This is a genomic window from Rubricella aquisinus, from assembly GCF_014199445.1.
Classification (GTDB): domain Bacteria; phylum Pseudomonadota; class Alphaproteobacteria; order Rhodobacterales; family Rhodobacteraceae; genus Rubricella; species Rubricella aquisinus.
This window is the reverse complement of sequence record NZ_JACIJS010000003.1, coordinates 1-17,120: the sequence shown is the minus strand read 5'-3', so window position 1 is coordinate 17,120 and position 17,120 is coordinate 1. Positions and strand designations below refer to the sequence as shown.

Annotated in this window: 20 protein-coding genes; 8 read left to right on the top strand and 12 right to left on the bottom strand. The window is 63.1% G+C overall.

Features of this window, described 5'->3' with window-relative positions; all coding sequences use genetic code 11:
• Positions 1-11 precede the first annotated feature (11 nt).
• Positions 12-1,457, bottom strand: a complete 1,446-nt coding sequence (pyk, locus tag FHS89_RS05000) for a pyruvate kinase (protein ID WP_184009187.1) — start codon at positions 1,455-1,457, stop codon at positions 12-14.
• Between the two features lie 167 nt (positions 1,458-1,624).
• On the opposite strand from pyk, the gene FHS89_RS04995 reads away from it, so the two are divergent.
• Both FHS89_RS04995 and FHS89_RS04990 read left to right on the top strand, forming a co-directional pair.
• Positions 1,625-2,431: an N-formylglutamate amidohydrolase gene (locus FHS89_RS04995; RefSeq protein WP_184009845.1), complete on the top strand. Its 807-nt coding sequence runs from the start codon at positions 1,625-1,627 to the stop codon at positions 2,429-2,431.
• Positions 2,432-2,442: 11 nt separating this feature from the next.
• Complete coding sequence (locus FHS89_RS04990) at positions 2,443-2,739, top strand: DUF1244 domain-containing protein (protein WP_184009185.1); 297 nt, start codon at positions 2,443-2,445, stop codon at positions 2,737-2,739.
• A gap of 77 nt (positions 2,740-2,816) precedes the next feature.
• Here FHS89_RS04990 and FHS89_RS04985 read toward each other — a convergent pair whose 3' ends face one another.
• The 6 genes from FHS89_RS04985 to dgcN all read right to left on the bottom strand — a co-directional run bounded on the left by FHS89_RS04985 (position 2,817) and on the right by dgcN (position 7,681).
• A complete protein-coding gene (locus FHS89_RS04985; protein WP_184009183.1) occupies positions 2,817-3,251 on the bottom strand; it encodes a COG4315 family predicted lipoprotein in 435 nt (144 codons plus the stop codon).
• A 114-nt stretch (positions 3,252-3,365) separates the two neighbouring features.
• Entirely contained in the window at positions 3,366-4,106 is a 741-nt protein-coding gene (locus FHS89_RS04980) for an anti-sigma factor family protein (RefSeq protein ID WP_184009181.1), read from the bottom strand.
• A complete protein-coding gene (locus tag FHS89_RS04975) occupies positions 4,103-4,567 on the bottom strand; it encodes an RNA polymerase sigma factor (RefSeq protein ID WP_184009179.1) in 465 nt (154 codons plus the stop codon). Before FHS89_RS04975 ends, FHS89_RS04980 begins: the two co-directional genes overlap by 4 nt.
• 264 nt (positions 4,568-4,831) lie before the next feature.
• A complete protein-coding gene (locus FHS89_RS04970) occupies positions 4,832-5,689 on the bottom strand; it encodes a D-amino-acid transaminase (RefSeq protein WP_184009177.1) in 858 nt (285 codons plus the stop codon).
• A 13-nt stretch (positions 5,690-5,702) separates the two neighbouring features.
• Positions 5,703-6,683 carry an N-acetyl-D-Glu racemase DgcA gene (dgcA, locus tag FHS89_RS04965; RefSeq protein ID WP_184009175.1) on the bottom strand — a complete coding sequence of 327 codons (981 nt, stop codon included), beginning with the start codon at positions 6,681-6,683 and terminating at the stop codon, positions 5,703-5,705.
• The gene (gene dgcN, locus FHS89_RS04960; RefSeq protein ID WP_184009173.1) at positions 6,680-7,681 is read right to left on the bottom strand and encodes an N-acetyltransferase DgcN; all 1,002 of its coding nucleotides are present in this window, start codon (positions 7,679-7,681) and stop codon (positions 6,680-6,682) included. Before dgcN ends, dgcA begins: the two co-directional genes overlap by 4 nt.
• 231 nt (positions 7,682-7,912) lie before the next feature.
• On the opposite strand from dgcN, the gene FHS89_RS04955 reads away from it, so the two are divergent.
• On the top strand, positions 7,913-8,710 hold the full coding sequence (locus tag FHS89_RS04955; RefSeq protein ID WP_184009171.1) for a DUF2189 domain-containing protein: 798 nt from the start codon (positions 7,913-7,915) through the stop codon (positions 8,708-8,710).
• Here FHS89_RS04955 and FHS89_RS04950 read toward each other — a convergent pair.
• A complete protein-coding gene (locus FHS89_RS04950; RefSeq protein WP_184009169.1) occupies positions 8,707-9,051 on the bottom strand; it encodes a hypothetical protein in 345 nt (114 codons plus the stop codon). The two genes, FHS89_RS04955 and FHS89_RS04950, sit on opposite strands and share 4 nt — an antisense overlap.
• A 176-nt stretch (positions 9,052-9,227) precedes the next feature.
• Here FHS89_RS04950 and FHS89_RS04945 point away from each other — a divergent pair, with 176 nt between their 5' ends.
• Positions 9,228-10,208, top strand: coding sequence for a glutathione S-transferase family protein (locus FHS89_RS04945; protein ID WP_184009167.1), 981 nt, complete (start codon positions 9,228-9,230; stop codon positions 10,206-10,208).
• Here the strand turns inward: FHS89_RS04945 and FHS89_RS04940 are convergent.
• Positions 10,199-10,534, bottom strand: coding sequence for a response regulator (locus FHS89_RS04940; RefSeq protein WP_184009165.1), 336 nt, complete (start codon positions 10,532-10,534; stop codon positions 10,199-10,201). The genes FHS89_RS04945 and FHS89_RS04940 overlap by 10 nt on opposite strands.
• 236 nt (positions 10,535-10,770) lie before the next feature.
• Between FHS89_RS04940 and FHS89_RS04935 the strand changes: the two genes are divergently transcribed.
• Positions 10,771-11,748, top strand: a complete 978-nt coding sequence (locus tag FHS89_RS04935; protein ID WP_184009163.1) for a threonine-phosphate decarboxylase — start codon at positions 10,771-10,773, stop codon at positions 11,746-11,748.
• On the top strand, positions 11,739-12,641 hold the full coding sequence (gene cbiB, locus FHS89_RS04930) for an adenosylcobinamide-phosphate synthase CbiB (RefSeq protein WP_184009161.1): 903 nt from the start codon (positions 11,739-11,741) through the stop codon (positions 12,639-12,641). The genes FHS89_RS04935 and cbiB overlap by 10 nt, the downstream gene beginning before the upstream one ends.
• A 132-nt stretch (positions 12,642-12,773) precedes the next feature.
• Here the strand turns inward: cbiB and FHS89_RS04925 are convergent, their stop codons facing one another.
• Together FHS89_RS04925 and FHS89_RS04920 are read right to left on the bottom strand one after the other, a co-directional pair.
• Complete coding sequence (locus FHS89_RS04925) at positions 12,774-13,010, bottom strand: WGR domain-containing protein (RefSeq protein WP_184009159.1); 237 nt, start codon at positions 13,008-13,010, stop codon at positions 12,774-12,776.
• A gap of 25 nt (positions 13,011-13,035) precedes the next feature.
• Entirely contained in the window at positions 13,036-14,478 is a 1,443-nt protein-coding gene (locus FHS89_RS04920; protein ID WP_184009157.1) for a cobyric acid synthase, read from the bottom strand.
• A gap of 71 nt (positions 14,479-14,549) precedes the next feature.
• On the opposite strand from FHS89_RS04920, the gene cobO reads away from it, so the two are divergent.
• Both cobO and FHS89_RS04910 read left to right on the top strand, forming a co-directional pair.
• A complete protein-coding gene (gene cobO, locus FHS89_RS04915; RefSeq protein WP_184009155.1) occupies positions 14,550-15,146 on the top strand; it encodes a cob(I)yrinic acid a,c-diamide adenosyltransferase in 597 nt (198 codons plus the stop codon).
• A 3-nt stretch (positions 15,147-15,149) separates the two neighbouring features.
• Positions 15,150-15,737, top strand: a complete 588-nt coding sequence (locus FHS89_RS04910; RefSeq protein ID WP_184009153.1) for a cobalamin biosynthesis protein CobQ — start codon at positions 15,150-15,152, stop codon at positions 15,735-15,737.
• A 75-nt stretch (positions 15,738-15,812) separates the two neighbouring features.
• On the opposite strand, the gene FHS89_RS04905 is transcribed toward FHS89_RS04910, so the two are convergent.
• A complete protein-coding gene (locus tag FHS89_RS04905; RefSeq protein ID WP_184009151.1) occupies positions 15,813-16,850 on the bottom strand; it encodes a DUF2235 domain-containing protein in 1,038 nt (345 codons plus the stop codon).
• Positions 16,851-17,120: the final 270 nt, after the last annotated feature.

Sequence of the window (17,120 nt, the reverse complement as noted above, 5' to 3'; positions counted from 1 at the left end):
ATGGGTGGCCTTTATGCCCGTTCGCCCTCGAAGATATCCTTCTCCCGGCAGGGGGCAACCCGCAAGATGTTGGTCGAGCCGGGTTGGTTGAACGGCACACCGGCGGTCACGATGATCCGGTCTTCATCCGTGGCGAAGCCTTCGGCCTTGGCCGCGCGCGCGGCACTGACCACGGCAAATTTGAACCGGTCCACAGACGGGATCACCACACAATGCAAACCCCAGACGAGCATCAGCCGCCGCGCGGTGTTGGTGATGGGCGTGAGCGCGATGATCGGCACGCGCGGGCGTTCGCGCGCGGCCAGCATCGCGGTGGTACCGCTTTGGGTGAAGGTACAGATGGCCTGCACGTCAATCGTTTCGGCCACTTCGCGCGCGGCAACCGTGATCGCGTCGCTGATGCCATTTCCGGCCTGCGTGCGGGAGGCTTCGATGATCTGGCGGTAATGTTTGTCCTGCTCGATCTCGATCGCGATGTCATTCATCGTCGTCACGGCCTCGACCGGGTAGTCGCCTGCGGCTGACTCCGCTGACAGCATCACCGCATCGGCCCCTTCATAGATGGCCTGCGCCACGTCGGACACTTCCGCGCGGGTCGGCACCGGCGCTGTGATCATCGACTCGAGCATCTGTGTCGCGACGATCACCGGCTTGCCCACCGCGCGGCAGCCCCGGATGAGGCGCTTTTGGATGGGCGGCACGGCCTGCACGGGCAATTCAACGCCCAGATCGCCGCGGGCGACCATGATGCCGTCAGCGGCTTCCAGAATTTCGGAAAAGGCATCGACCGCAGCGGGCTTTTCAATCTTGGCCACCAACGCCGCGCGCCCTTTGGCGAGCGCGCGCGCTTCCTCCACATCGGAGGCGCGCTGCACGAAGGACAGCGCCAACCAGTCGACACCCAATTCACACACGAATTCGAGGTCTTTCTTGTCCTTCTCGCTGAGCGCTGCGACGGGCAGCACCACATCAGGCACATTGACGCCCTTGCGATTGGAAATTTCACCACCCACGACGATTTCGCACATCGCGTGGCTGTCATCATTGGTGATGACCTTGGCGCGGATTTTCCCGTCATTGACCAGCAGGGTCGCGCCCGGCTCCAATGCCTTGAAAATCTCCGGATGGGGGAGTTGCACGCGGGTCGCATCACCCGGCACGTCATCAAGATCGAAGCGGAACTCCTGCCCGTCCTCCAGCATCACCGGACCATCGGCAAACACGCCGCAGCGGATTTTCGGGCCCTGAAGATCGGCGAGGATGGCAGCAGGGCGCTGCATCTCATGCTCCACATCGCGGATCATGCGGTGACGCTCCGCGATTTCCTCGTGGCTTCCATGGCTCATGTTGAGGCGGAACACATCGGCGCCCGCTTCAAAAAGTGCTTTGATCATTGCGCGGTCGTTGGAGGCTGGCCCCAGCGTCGCGACGATTTTGACCCTGCGATCACGTTTCATGCAGGCTTCCCATTCGTTAATTCTAGATTGAAACCGGTTTGGATGGGGGCGTTGTAACCGCGTCCCTTGCGGTTGTCGCGCGAAAAGCGGGACATTTTTTGTCTTTTTGAACAAGGTCCGCTTGCGGGGAGTTGTCCGCGCGCGTGCAAGAGCGTACATCCTGCGGTGTGAAAGACCTAAGCACATCCCACCCCGCCGTTTTATACACGCCCGGTGCTGCCGGAAGCCGTGTCATCGTCATTTGCGATCACGCCAGCAACGCGGTGCCGCCGGAAATCGGCGGTGGCGATCTTGGCCTTCCACCTGAGGATATGGCGCGGCACATCGCCTATGACGTGGGCGCGCTTGGGGTCGCACGGGTGTTGGCCGCCCGGTTGGGTGCGACGCTGATTGCCGCGCGCTGGTCGCGGCTGGTGATTGATCCCAACCGTGCGGCGGATGATCCAACGCTGGTGCGGCGCATCTATGATGGGTCGATCATTCCGGCCAATCGCCATGCCCGTGCCGAAGAGGTCGCTCGGCGCAAGGCGGCATACTACGCACCCTATCATCAGGCGATCGAGGATGAGATTGCCGCCGTCACGGCCACAGGTCAGGTGCCGGTGATCGTGTCGGTCCATTCCTTCACACCACAATTCAAGGACCGCCCGCCGCGCCCATGGCATATCGGCATCCTGTGGGACGAGGTCGATGGCCGGATCGCGCAACCGCTGATGCACCGCCTGCGCGCGGAGGGCGATCTTTCGGTCGGTGAAAACGAACCCTATGCGGGCGTGTTCGGGGGCGACACGCTCGACACCCACGCGCTGAGCCGTGGCTTGCCCAACACACTCGTGGAAATCCGCAACGACCTGATTGAGGACGCGGCCGGGCAAAAAGCATGGGCCGACCGGCTCGCCCTGCATCTGAGCGACATCCTGTGCCACCCGGAAACCGCGCGTCTGTTCACCGATGAGATCGAAGCGCATAAATAGGAGACTGCCCGATGGACGATCAAACCCAACTGGAGTTAGAAGCCGCCGCGTTCCGCGCCCTGCGGGATCATCTGCGCGCCCGCACGGATGTGCAGAATATCGACATGATGAACCTAACCGGGTTCTGCCGCAATTGCCTGAGCCGCTGGTATCAGGAAGCCGCCGCCGCGCGTGGCATCGACATGGGCAAAGAGGACGCGCGCGAAATCGTCTACGGCATGCCCTACGCGGAATGGCGCGATACCTATCAGACAGAGGCAAGCGCCGCGCAAAAAGCCGCGTTCGACACGTCCAAACCCGACCACTGACATAAAACACGGGCCGAAGGATGATCCTTCGGCCCGCCTGCGCCCTTGCGAGGGGGGTGGGGATTAAGAGCGCAAACTCAGTAGGTGTAGCCGGTCCCTGCGGTCGTGGCGGGGGCCTTGGCCTTATCCGCCGGGCGCGCCGCATCCCAGACACCGCCAACGCCATCGCCGGTCACATCGCCGGGTGCTGCATCACCGGCCCAGAAGTAGAGCGGCATCCCACCCAGCGCCCATTGCTGGCTGCCATCGGTGCGGGTGACGAGCGTCCATGCGCCCTTATCGGTGGCACCTGCATCCGCGATGAACGGCGGCCACGCATCGGCGCAGGAATCGTAGCAGTTGGACACGCCCGGCGTGTCATTGCGGAAGGTGTAGAGGGTCATGCCATTGTCATCGGCAAACACTTCGCCCGCAGCGGTGTCCATCTTTTTCCACTCGGACGCGGCATAGGCGCCGGAGCAAGCGGTCAGGGCAATCACGGCGGCAGCGGCGGTCAGGGTCAGGGCTTTCATGGGTCGTATCCTTTCTCGGGTTTCTGGCTGGGGCGCTCTCTGCCCCGCTCAGTCCCAAGAACACGCCATGTCGGATATTATTCACTCTCACAGCAAAAAGAGGCGATTTTTGCCTCAAATCGCGGCGGCGAAGCCTTCTGCGGCGGTCGCGATGGTTCCCGCGTCGGTGTCCCCGATCACCAGGTAAGCAAAGCCGCCCTCGCGCCACACGGCTGCGTTCAGCCCTCCGATCTGGCGGGAGGACACGGGCGCATCCTCTGCCGCGGTCGCAATCACGCACAGCGCCACGGGCGTGCCATCGGCAGCCTGATACATCAGTTGCGCCAGCGGCTGACCATTGAGGTCCAGCACTTGCCCACGGGCATAGCGCAACAGATCCGACGTCACATTCTCCGACGTCAGAGGGGCACCAAGCGTTTGTGCGACACGGGCCACCTCTGCGGCTTGCGTCGCGGCATCGGGCTGAACCGCGGCAATCGTTTCGGCCGAATAAAGCGCCTGATAGCTTGCCACAATCGCGAGCCAGCCCGGCGGGGCCACGGGCTCGGGCGCACGCGGCACGGTAAAGCCCGCGCCGAAACCGACCATCAGCGCCAGACCAGCGGCCACCGTCATACCGAGCCAACGACGCGGCGGCGCGGGATCATTGGCGGCCTGCGGGGCTGGCATCGGCACCGACGCGGGCGTCAGCGCATCAAACGCGGCCCGGATCGGCGCAAAGTCAACCTCCAGATCCGCCAGACGCGCGGCAAGCACCTCATCGCGCTCCAACGCCTCGGCGATCTCTGCCGCGACATCGGCGGGCAATTCCCCATCAAGGAAGGCCGTCAGCTGTTCGTCGGTAAACGTCGTCATCCTTCGGCCTCCTTTCCTTTTACTGCTTCGTTGATCTTACGGCGGCCCGCCGCAAGTCTGCTCATCACTGTCCCCACGGGGATATCTAGGATGCTTGCAGCTTCCAGATAGGAATACCCTTCGACATAAACCAGAAAAACGGCATCACGTTGTGCATCGGGCAACTCAGTTACCAAGGATAACACTTCGCGCGCCAGAATATTCGTCTCCGCATCCGGGCGGCCATCGGCAAGGTCCACATCCTCGACCGGAACGACCCCCTGCCCGCGCCGCACAGCCGCCGCACGCAGGTCATTGCGCCAGATAGAGCCCGCGATGGTAAACACCCACGCGTCAAGCCGCGTTCCGGGCGTATATTGCGCCGCCCGGTCCAAGGCCCTGAGCGCGGTATTCTGCGACAGATCATCCGCCGTGTCGCGCCGCCGCGTCAGGACAAGCGCATAGCGCCACACGCGCGGCATCAGCGGGGGCAAGCCTCGTCTGACCTCATCTTCCGCGCGCTTGCTCAAATCGCCTGTCCCCAAATCTGCAGTTGGTCGCCCCTACGTTGCGTTCTGCAACCCTGCCGTTCATTCCTGCTCAGATCAAGCATTCCATTGTGCCGACATGCGCCGATTGGCTGCGTTTTTCCGCAGAAACCTCCCGCGCGGAGCGTACCGCCGCGCGGCACGCGCGGCGGCCCGGCCCAAAGGGAGCCGCAGGCGACGTGCGGGAGCGCCCCCGCATCAGGTCGCGGTCTTAAGGCTTTCCTCGATATAGATTTCGCGCAAACGGCGCGCGATGGGGCCGGGCGTTCCGTCGCCCAAGGACACGCCATCAATCTCCACCACCGGATTGACGAAGCTGGACGCGGCGGTCACGAACGCCTCCCGCGCCGCTTTCGCCTCGTCAATCGTGAAGGGGCGTTCTTCGACCTTGATCTGGGCCTCACGCGCCATGCGCAGCACGGCCGCCCGCGTGATCCCGTGCAGGATCGCGTTTGACAGGTTGCGCGTCACCAGCGTGCCGTCGCCGGTCACGATATAGGCGTTGTTCGACGTGCCTTCAGTCACGAAGCCGTCTTCGACCATCCACGCGTCATCCGCGCCCTGCGCCTTTGCCGCCATCTTGCACATGGACGGGGCCAGAAGCTGCACCGTCTTGATGTCCCGCCGTCCCCAGCGGATATCCGGCACGGAGGCAACCTTGATCCCGTCCCGCGCGGCTTTGGTGTCGATCAGGGTCTTGTCTTGCGTAAACAGCACAAGGCTTGGCTGTGTGCCCTCAGCCGGATAGGCGAAATCGCGATCCGCCGCCCCGCGCGTGACCTGAAGGTAGATCACCCCTTCGGTCAGGTTGTTGCGCGCGATCAATTCGCGATGGATCGCCTCAAGCGCCTCATCGGTGCAGGGGGAGGCCATCTCAAGCTCAGACAGGGAGCGGCGCAGGCGCGTGATATGGCCCGCGAAATCGACCAACCGGCCCTCAAGCACGCTGGTGACTTCATAGACGCCATCGGCAAACAGAAACCCTCGGTCAAAGACGGAGATTTTCGCCTCTTCCTCCGGCACATACTCACCATTCACATAGACAATGCGGCTCATCGCCTTCTCCCTCTTATCCCCAAAGTGCTGGCACGGGCGGTGTCAGCACGGATCCATTGAATTCCAGTGGTGGCGTGCGATCCTCCGCCAGCAGAAGCGGGCCATCCAGATCGACGAGTTCCGCGCCTTGCGCGACCAGCACCGCCGGCGCCATGGCAAGGCTCGTGCCAACCATGCAGCCGACCATGACGGTGAACCCTTCGGCCCGCGCGGCATCGCGCAGCGCGAGTGCCTCCGTCAGACCACCGGTTTTGTCGAGCTTGATATTGACCATATCGTATTTGCCCTTAAGGCCCGGAAGGCTCGCGCGGTCATGGCAGCTTTCATCGGCGCAAACGGGCAAGGGGCGGTCCAGCCCGGCCAATGCCGCGTCATCCCCCGCCGGAAAGGGTTGCTCGACCATCGTGACCCCAAGGTTGAGGAAGATGGGGGCAAGGGCGGTGTATTCCTCAACGCTCCACCCCTCATTCGCATCCACGATAATCTCCGCGTTTGGCGCGCCCCGGCGCACGGCCTCGATCCGGGCGATATCCTCGGGCCCGCCGCCGAGTTTGATCTTCAAAAGCGGGCGGGCGGCAGCGCGGGTCGCGGCGGCCTCCATGCTTTCGGGCGTCCCAAGCGACAGGGTAAAGGCCGACGTGACGGGCGCGGGGGCGGGCAGGCCCGCAAGCTCCCATACCGGCTTTGCGGCGTCCTTCGCCTCCCAATCCCACATCGCGGCGTCAACGGCATTGCGCGCGGCCCCGGCGGGCAACAGGGTCAAAAGGTCGTGCCGGGACGCGCCGCCCATCACCGCGTCTGCGACGCTTGTGACCTGATCCGCTACGCTGTCCATGCTTTCGCCGTAGCGGGCATAGGGCACGCATTCGCCGCGCCCGGTGATCCCGTCACGGGTGAGCGTGACGGTCAGCACCTTTGCCTCCGTCCGGCTGCCGCGGGAGATGGTGAACACCTCCGCCAGGCGGAACGCCTCTGCCGTTGCGGTCAGGCTCATAGCGCGTCCAGCGCGTCCACCAAACGACCCGCGCCCTGCCGGAACGGATCGACCGTGGGCAGGCCCATTCGCTTTTCCGTTGCTTCAAGGTATTCCAGCGCGGCTTCCTCATGCAGGTTTGCCGTGTTGATGGAAATGCCGACGACCTCACAGGCCGGATTGACGACACGCGCCAGCGTCAGCGCCACATCGCGCAAGTCTTCCAACCGGGGCAGTTTATAATCGGGCAGGCCGCGCATATGGCTGCGGGTCGGCTCATGGGACAGGATCAGCGCATCGGGCTGTCCGCCATGCACAAGCGCCATGGTCACGCCGGAATAGCTGGCATGAAACAGGCTGCCCTGCCCTTCGATCAGATCCCAGTGATCCGCGTCATTGTCGGGCGTCAGCCATTCGACCGATCCGGCCATGAAATCCGCAATCACCGCATCAAGCGGCACGCCGTTTCCGGTGATCAGGATGCCGGTCTGCCCGGTGGCGCGGAAGGTCGCTTTCATCCCACGCTTCACCATCTCACGCTCCATGGCGAGGGACGTATACATCTTGCCCACCGAACAATCGGTGCCAACGGCAAGGCAACGCTTGCCCGTCCGGCGCACACCGGAGGCGATGGGGTATTTCACCGATGGGATGCGCACGTCATGCAACGTGCGGCCATGCTCCTTTGCCGCTGCGACCAGTTCCGGCTCGTCCCGCAACAGGTTGTGCAGGCCCGACGCGATATCGAGCCCCTTGGCCAGCGCCTCTTTCAACACCGCAATCCACGCAGGGGAGATCATGCCGCCCCGGTTCGCGACGCCAATCACCAGCGTTTTGCACCCGGCGGCGATGGCCTCATCCAGCGTCATATCGGGCAGGCGCATATCCGCCTTGCATCCCTCCATGCGGAACTGCCCCAGCGCCACGTCCGGGTTCCAGTCACGGATACCTTGCGCGACCTTCGCGGCAAGACCATCGGGTGCATCACCCAAAAACAGCAGATAGGGGGCAGAAATCATTTTCGACGCTCCATTCCTTGGACGGGATATTTCGGGAAGATTGCGCGATTCTTCCTGAAAAATCTTCCGATTCTTTCGGAGGAGCTTTCAATATTCCGCAAGAAAATGCGCCTTTTGGACCGCATGCCGGAATACCTTTCGACGCAACGAAACCTCTGCGCAAAACCCTAGCGTTGCAGGCCAAACCCGCTAGAGTGATTTGCACGGCAAACATCGGTGAAAGGATCGGGGATGGAGCAGACACATTCGGATCATTCAGGGCCATGGCGCCCGGCGGATGGGGTGCCAGAATTGCGCGCGGCGCGCTTTGGCGATCTGCGCGGCGCGCTGCGCGATGGCTGGGCCGATTTCCGCCGCGCGCCGGCGATCGGGATGAGCATCGGCGCGCTCTACATGCTGGGCGGTTGGCTGCTGATGTGGGTGATTGATTTGCGGGAATATCGCGGGCTGACCTTTCCGCTGGTCGCGGGATTCGCGCTGATCGGACCTTTTGTCGCCACGATCCTTTACGAAATCTCCCGCCGGATGGAGCGGGGAGAGGGCTTTGGCTGGGCGGATATCCCGGCGATGGTGTCAGGCACCGCGCGGCGGCAGATCATCTATCACGGGTTTATCCTGATGTTCTGGCTCGCGGTCTGGAGCCGCGTGGGATTGGTGATCTATTACGCCCATTTCGGCTTTAACCCTGCGCCGTTCTGGGAGGTCATGACGACCAAGCTGTTCACCACAACGGGCTGGAGTTTTCTGCTGGTTGGGCACGGGTTCGGCGCGTTTTTCGCCTTTGTCGCGTTCGCGATTTCGGTGCTGGCGTTTCCGTTTCTCTTGGACCGGGACGCGGATTTCATCACCGCAATCGTCACGTCCTTTCAGGCTGTCTTGAAAAGCCCGGTTGTGATGCTGACATGGGGCGCGCTCATTGGCGTGATCCTTGCGGCCGCGTCCCTGCCGGCCTTTGCCGGGCTGATCGTGGCCTTACCGCTGTTGGGCCATGCAAGCTGGCACCTCTATCGCCGCGTCGTGCTGGATTAGGACTGGGTGAGCAGCCCGGCAGGCGCATCGGCGCTGCGCACATAATCGGTGGGGGCGTCGGCGGTCGCCTCTGTCCGGCGTTTATATTCGTAATGGGGCAGATCGCCCTCCCCCTTGATCCGCATCACGAGGCAATCGGCCATGTGCCGTGGCCCGTCATAGAGGCTGACCGCGCCGCGCAGGTTAGGGCTGCCCTCCGGCACCGTGAACCCGTGTTCATCAAGGCTGATGATCCGCACCACCACATCGCCCATATGCACTGAAAGCCGCTGACCCGAGCCGCCACGCCGCGCCGCGCGCGCCATGCCCAAAAGCACCTCATCCGGAAGATGCGAATCCATAATGTTTCCCCGCTGTTTTGACCAAACCTATGCCGCCTGTGTGACATTTCCATCAATTTCGCACGGGGGCCTTATCAAATCGTTTCCACTTCGCGAACAAATTGGGTGTTTTTGCGCGGTTGGCCGTGATCCATCACAGGTCTACATGAGCCTGAGCAGTTCAGGAGGCGGAAACGATGGGTCAGTTGATCGACGGGAAATGGCATACCGGATGGATAGACACCAAAAAATCCGGAGGAAAGTTTGAGCGCAGCGCGGCGGCGTTTCGCAACTGGATCACGGCGGATGGCAGCCCCGGCCCGTCGGGTGAGGGTGGCTTTGCGGCGGAAAGTGGGCGTTACCACCTTTATGTGTCCTATGCCTGCCCGTGGGCGCATCGCACGCTGATTTTTCGCGCCCTCAAGGGGCTGGAGGAGCATATCAGCATCTCTGTCGTGCATCCCGACATGTTCGATGATGGCTGGACGTTCGATGACAGCTTTCCGGGGGCGACCGGCGACACGTTGATGGGCAAGGCCTTCGCGCGGGACATCTACCTTGAGGCGATGCCCGATATGTCGGGCCGCGTGACCGTGCCGATCCTGTGGGACAAGAAACGCCACACCATCGTGAGCAACGAAAGCTCCGAGATTATTCGCATGTTCAACTCCGCCTTTGACGGGATCACGGGCGACACGCAGGATTTCTGGCCCGAGGAGTTGCGTGACGAGATTGAAGCGGTCAATGACCGCATCTATCCGGGGCTCAACAATGGTGTGTACCGCTCCGGCTTTGCCACGACGCAAGCCGCCTATGACGAGGCCGTTGCGGATGTGTTCGACACGCTCGACTGGCTGGAGAAGCGGTTATCGACCCGCCGTTACCTCACCGGGGATCGCGTGACGGAGGCCGATTGGCGGCTTGTCCCGACCCTGTTCCGGTTCGATCTGGTGTATCACCTGCATTTCAAATGCAATCGCAAGCGGATCGTCGATTATCCCAACCTTTGGGCCTATACGCGGGAATTGTACCAATGGCCCGGCGTGGCGGACACGGTCGTGTTCGATCATTTCGTGCGGCACTATCACAAAAGCCACGAGTCGATTAACCCGCACCGGATCATCCCGATCAATCCCGTGCTGGACTGGACCGCCCCGCACGGCCGCGATCAGGCGTAATTCAGGCGCGGTGCGTCCTGCCCGGCGGTGGGGCGCGCCATGCAATGCAGCAAACAATGCGCAAGATCCGTACCGGACGTGTCCGGCGTTATCATGAACCGCGCATTGGCAATCACCTCAAACAGACAGCCATCCGAAAACACCTCCCCATTGTTGATGGGGATGATCGGGATATCGGGATTGCGCAACACGATCAGGTCAATGAGCGCCAGCACCCCGCCGCCCGGCAGATCAAGGTCGATCACCACGGCATCCAATGCATGGGTCAGGCAAAACCGGCTGGCATCATGCCCATCCGTGACGACGGTGCACTCAATTCCAGCCATGTTAAGGGCAGATTTCCATGCCAAGTGGGGCATAGAATCCCCCGTTACGAGGAGTACCGTCATCATCTCATCCTGTTCCTTACCCGGCAGGACACACCAAAAGTATTTAAGAAAGATTAACAACGCGCTTGGAAATGGCGCAAATTCGTCGCAAACAGGGGCAGTAAGAGCTGCATAAATTCGGAAAAATTTATGCTTTTCAGATATTTATGTCTTTTTCCATCGGGTGAAAATCCATGCCGTCACTGCCCACATCCCCAGCCACCACGCCCCGCGAACATGGCGGGGATTACGCGCAAGCCCGGCTGAAATATGGCGGCGCGGCGTCGGACTGGCTTGATCTTTCCACCGGGATCAATCCGCGCCCCTATCCGGTCGGCCCGCTCTCTCCTGCGGCGTGGACAGTGCTTCCCCCCGCTCAGGCGATGCGCGATCTGTGCGCCGCCGCAGCCGCCACCTATCATGCGCCCAAAGGGGCAACCGTGCTGCCCGCAGGGGGCGTCTCAGCGCTGATCGGTGTGATCCCGAGCCTGTTGCCGCCCGGCACCGTTTACATCCCCGGCCCGACCTATAACGAACACGCCGCCGCTTTCGCCGCCCATGGCTGGCGACAGGTGGATGCCCCCGATCAGGCCGACGTGACCGTCATTGTCCATCCCAACAATCCCGATGGGCATCTTTGGGCCGATCCACCGCGCGGGCGGCATTTGACCATCATTGATGAGAGTTTTGCGGATGTGGTCCCGTCGAGCCTCATGCCCCTCGCATCAGAGCCGGGCATGATCGTGCTGCGCAGCTTTGGCAAGTTTTATGGGCTTGCGGGGGTGCGGCTCGGTTTTGCGGTCCTGTCCGACACGGGCGCGCCCGCGCTCGCGGACCGGCTGGGGCCATGGCCGGTGAGCGGCATGGCGGCGGAGCTTGGCAGCCTTGCGCTCCGCGATACCGACTGGGCCGCGCAAACGCGGCTGCGCCTTGCCCGCGATGCGGAGCGGCTTGATGGGCTTGTTCTGTCGCGGGGCGCGCGGCTGGTCGGGGGGACGACGCTCTTTCGGCTCTATGAGGTGGAGGAGGCCGCGGCCTGGCAGGCGCAGCTTGCCCGGCATCACGTCTGGTCCCGTGTGTTCAGCTATGCCCCCGGCTGGCTCCGACTGGGGCTGCCGGACGGGGATGCACGGTGGCAACAGCTTGAGACGGCACTCGCAGCATGTCCCTGATCGCGGCGCTCCTTCTTGATGCGATGTTTGGGGAGCCGAAATGGCTCTGGTCCCGATTGCCGCATCCTGCGGTCCTGATGGGGCGCCTGATTGGCGGGGGGGAGCGGCGGCTTAACAGCGGCCATCGGCGCCGGGCAAAAGGGGCTGTGCTGATCGGTGTGCTTGTGGGTGCGATGGCGGTGCTTGGCCTTCTGATCGCGGCACTGCCGGGCGGGGCGATCTGGTCAACGCTGATCGCGGCGATCCTGATCGCCCAAAACGCACTGGTCGCCCATGTGCGCGCGGTGGCGGATGGATTGGCCCGGTCGGTGGAGGACGGACGCGTCGCCGTGTCCATGATCGTGGGGCGCGATACCAGCGTGCTGGACGAGCCGGGAATCGCGCGCGCCGCGATTGAAAGCGGGGCCGAAAACCTCTCCGACGGGGTGATCGCCCCTGCGTTCTGGTTTGCGGTGGCCGGTCTGCCGGGCATCCTGATCTACAAGCTGGTGAACACGGCTGACAGCATGATCGGCCACCGGGGGGAGCGGTTTGGCGCGTTTGGCTGGGCAGCCGCGCGGCTTGATGATGTGCTTAACCTGATCCCGGCGCGGCTGACGGGGCTCATGATCGCTGCTGCCTCGGGCCAGGCGCGCAGTTGGCGGATCATGTGGCGCGACGCGGGCAAACATCGCTCCCCCAATGCAGGCTGGCCGGAGGCGGCGATGGCAAGCGCACTTGGCATCGCCCTGTCTGGCCCGCGCCTTTATGCCGATGGGCCCAGTGCGGATCCTTGGCTCAACCCGGACGGCCGCATGGCCGAGACAAACGACATCTCCAAGGCATGTGATATCTTATGGCGCGCTTGGGCGCTCTTCTTGATTGCCGCCTTCGCCCTGGTGGTCGTGACCTAGGGTGCAGCAAACCCTGATCAATTTCTTTTTTCCGAAAATACCTCCCGCCGGAGGCATCGCCGCGCGGCACGCGCGGCGTCCGGCCCAAAGGGAGACCTCTCATGTCAATGAGAGGGTGACGTGCGGGAGCGCCTATTCGATCCGGGCGTACCCTGCGCGCAGTCTTTTGCGGCGCACGCGGTCGGCCCAGCGGCTCGCCTCCACCAGCCCTTCGAACAGATCGACTTTTTCTAGACTGCGCCCCCCGATCCGCCCCCATTCGCGGATCACGGAATATTCGCCAAACAGGTTATGCGCGATCTCCACCCGATAAAAACTCGGGCGCAGGCGGCGATTGCGCGAATGGCGGGTGAGAAGGCATTGCGTCATGGCCGGAATACTACCAAGGCCCGAATCAACGGGCAAGCGCGAGCAGCCCCTCCACATCCAGATGCGCCTCCAAATGCTCAGCCAGTTCAATAAGCGTCTGGTCAATCACTGGCCCATAGGACGCCCCGCCCGTCGCACCAATGCGCGCAAGGAACGCCGCGCGAAACGCATCCGACCCAAAGACCCCGTGCAGATAGGTGCCCATCACACGGCCCGTGGCCGACACCGCGCCCTCGCCCCGCCCGTCGAGTGACAGGAAGGGCCGCGCGCGATCCGGGCCATCTGTCTCCCCCATATGGATTTCATAGCCCGTCACATCGGTCCCGGTCAGCACATCGCGCGCCGCCGTCAGGCCCAGCCGTTTTTGCGGTGCCATGACCGTCTCAACATCGAGCGCGCCCAATCCCGCAACTTGCGCGATGGCACCATCGACACCCCCCGGATCAGCCACGCGCTGCCCGAGCATCTGATACCCCCCGCAAATCCCCAGCACATGCCCGCCGCGCCGGATATGGGCGGCCAGATCAATATGCCAGCCTTGCGCGCGCACGAACCCTAACTCCCCAATCGTCGATTTCGTCCCAGCAAGGATCACCAGATCGGCATCCCCCGGCAGGGGCTGACCGGGCGGGATCATCACCACCTCCACTCCCGGTTCGAGTTTCAAGGGATCAAGATCGTCGAAATTGGCGATCCGGCTCAGAACGGGCACGGCAATCTTGCAGGGGCCAGTGCCGGCCCCGGTGACCTCCACCGCGTCCTCGGCGGGCAGTTTCCACGCATCCGCGAACCATGGCACCACGCCAAGGCAGGGCCAGCCGGTGCGCGCCACGATATCGCGCACCCCATCGTCAAACAGCCGCACATCCCCCCGAAATCGGTTGATCACAGTGGCCACGATCATCGCGCGATCCCTGTCATCCAGCACCGCATGGGTGCCCACAAGCTGCGCGATCACCCCGCCCCGGTCGATATCCCCGGCCAGCACCACTGGCACGTCTGCTGCCGTGGCAAAGCCCATATTGGCGATATCGCGCGGGCGCAGGTTCGTCTCCGCCGGGCTGCCCGCGCCCTCCACGATCACCAGATCCGAGGTGGATTTGAGCTGCGCGAAACTTTCCAGCACGGCCCCCATCAGGCGCGGCTTCAAGCCTGCATAATCGGCAGCCTCCGCCCGCGTCAGGCGCTGGCCCTGCACGATGACCTGCGCGCCTGTCTCCGTTTCAGGCTTCAGCAGAACCGGGTTCATATCGGTATGCGGGGGGACGCCGCAGGCCAGCGCCTGCGTGGCTTGCGCCCGGCCTATTTCGCCGCCCTCTGGTGTCACAGCGGCATTGTTGGACATGTTTTGCGGCTTGAACGGGCGCACCACCAGCCCGCGCCGCGCCGCCGCACGGCACAACCCCGCCACCAAAAGCGACTTGCCCACATTCGAGCCGGTCCCCTGCAACATGATCGCCTTGCCCATTGGCGCGCCTCCCGTCATGGTCAGCCGCGACACTGGCCCGATCTGGCAGGCAGACACAAGAGGACGCGCGCATGAGCACCGAACACAACGAGAAGATGAAACAGGTGCAGGCAGAGCACCGCGCCAAGATGGCCGAAAAAACCGATGCCGAACGGGGGCTGATGCTCGTCCATACTGGCAATGGTAAGGGCAAATCCTCCAGCGCGTTCGGCGTGATCGCCCGCGCGCTTGGCTGGAAACAGCGGGTCGGCGTGGTTCAGTTCATCAAGGGCAAATGGATCACGGGTGAGCGGCAATTCTTCAACCGCTTCCCCGATGAGGTGACGTGGCACACGATGGGAGAGGGCTTCACCTGGGACACGCAGGACCGCGAGCGTGACATTGCCGCCGCCGAAGCGGCCTTTGCCAAAGGCTGCGCGATGATGGAGAGCGGGGAGTATGACCTGATCGTGCTCGATGAGATCAACATCGCGCTGCGCTATGAATACCTCACCCCCGAAGCGGTGACTGAGGGCTGTCTGGCGCGCCATCCGCGCACCTCCGTGATCCTCACGGGCCGGGATGCGCCGCAAATGGTGATGGATGCTGCCGATCTGGTCTCTGAGATGGGGGAGATCAAACACCCCTTTCAGGCCGGGATCAAAGCCCGCCGCGGCGTGGATTTCTAGGACGTGAACACGCCCGCGCACCTCATTTTTGCGGCGGCCGCCTTCGCGCGGGCGGAAAAGGAGCCGGGGGATGGCGCGCGCGCGGTCAACGGCGCGGCGTTGCTGGGCGGCTTACTGCCTGACTTTTCCCTCTATTTCGCCTTTCTGTGGGGCGTTGGCGTCCTTGGCCTGACACCGGCGTTTTTCTTTGGCGAGGTCTATTTCTGGCCACCGATGCAGGCGGTCTTTGCTGTCGACAATTCCTTCGTCGTCTGGAGCTTTTTGTTGGGCGTGGCGCTCACCGTGCGGCACCTGCCGCTGATCGCCTTTGCGGGATCGGGCCTGTTGCATCTGCTGTTTGACTTCACGCTGCACAATGATGACGCGCGGATGCATTTCTGGCCGGTGAGTGACTGGGTGTTTATCTCCCCAGTCAGTTATTGGGATCCCGATCACTATGGTGGCATCGCAGCCCTTGCGGAGATCGCGATCTGTGTTGCCTTGCTCGCGCTCCTGTGGCGGCGCTTTTCAGGGGTGTTGGCCAAGATACTGATCACACTCGGCCTTGCCACGCAGGTCCTGCCGGGCCTTGTCTGGGCGTTCATGTTCTAGGGTGGCCCCGCCCCGTTTCTTTTTTCCATAAATACCTCCCGCCGGAGGCGTTGACCCAATTGCCAGAAGGATACCTTACGGGGCGGGGCGCTCTGGCCGCAAATGCGACCCGCGCCCTTCGCCGCTGACCTCCGCCTTGGGGCGGTAGCGCCGCAGAAACCGCATGCGGGTGAACACGGCGTCGTGGATATGCTCCCGCGCGGTCTGGCGCACGAGGCGCGGCGTGCGAAAGAAAAACACCCAGCCATGCCCCCTTATGTTGCCAACAGCCGGGGCCGTGGCATCCTCGGGAAACCGGCTGCGCCAATCGTCGGGCAGGGTCACACCGCAGGCCGATAGACGCTCTAGCATCCAGACAAGGGGGATGTTGCTCAGGCCGCGGGCACCGCGCGTATCATGGCCGCCGACATCGGCATGGGCCCCGGGAAACCAGACCTGTTCCATCACCCCCGGCCAATCGGCGGACGGATCCCAACATACCGGCTCATAGGCCACTCGTGTCTCATCAATCGCGAGTGCCTGAAACGCATGCCGCACATTGCGCCCGATCATGTGGTCGTGAAACTCCGTGGCCATGGGCGCGAGACGGTTGATCACGGGGTACGGCAGCCCAAGTGCTGCGACAGTATCCCAAACGCCGATCATCTCGATGCAGACATCCTGATGACAGAACTTATCGGCAAAGGCGCGGCCCGCAGCACTGAGCCTGACGCCCTCATAATGCCGAAAGGCGCGCCGGACGCGGCGCTCCGTCGCATGTTGCGCCTTTAGCAGACCGAGCCGCCCGATCCAGCCACCGACCGAACGCACGGCATAAGCCCCCCGGCTGAACCCCATGAGCACGATACGGTCCCCCGGCCTGTAGCGCGAGGCAAGCGTGGCATAGGCCGCGATCATCGCGTCATTGATGCCAATCCCCGCTGCCGCATCAATCCATTTGCGCAAACCCCGCCCCTGTACACCGGGATGATACCCCACGGTCTGCTCCATCACGGGCCCGACTTCCTCCAACAGCCGATAGGTGAGGCCAACATTGGTCTCCCGCCCTTCGTCCAGACGGCTGAACGTGCCGTCGATCAGGAAGATATGGGTGCGAGAGGGGCGATCAGGCATTGGGGCTCCGGGACAGGTGGTCACAAGATGCGCAAGTGCCGTGCAAGGTGCAAGCGACACTCCCGTGAACAAAGCGCGCTCCCGCCCGTCGCCGCCATATCAAAGATATGTCGCCTCCCGTTGGGCCGAGCCGGTGCTGACGCACCGGAAAGAGAATTATGCCTCCGGCGGGGCATATTTGAAGAAAGTGAACCACTACCGACTTACGTCGGTAGCATCTGGGCTGTGCGTCGCGAGGTACTGAAGTACCAGGTCATTCGTGACATTCCC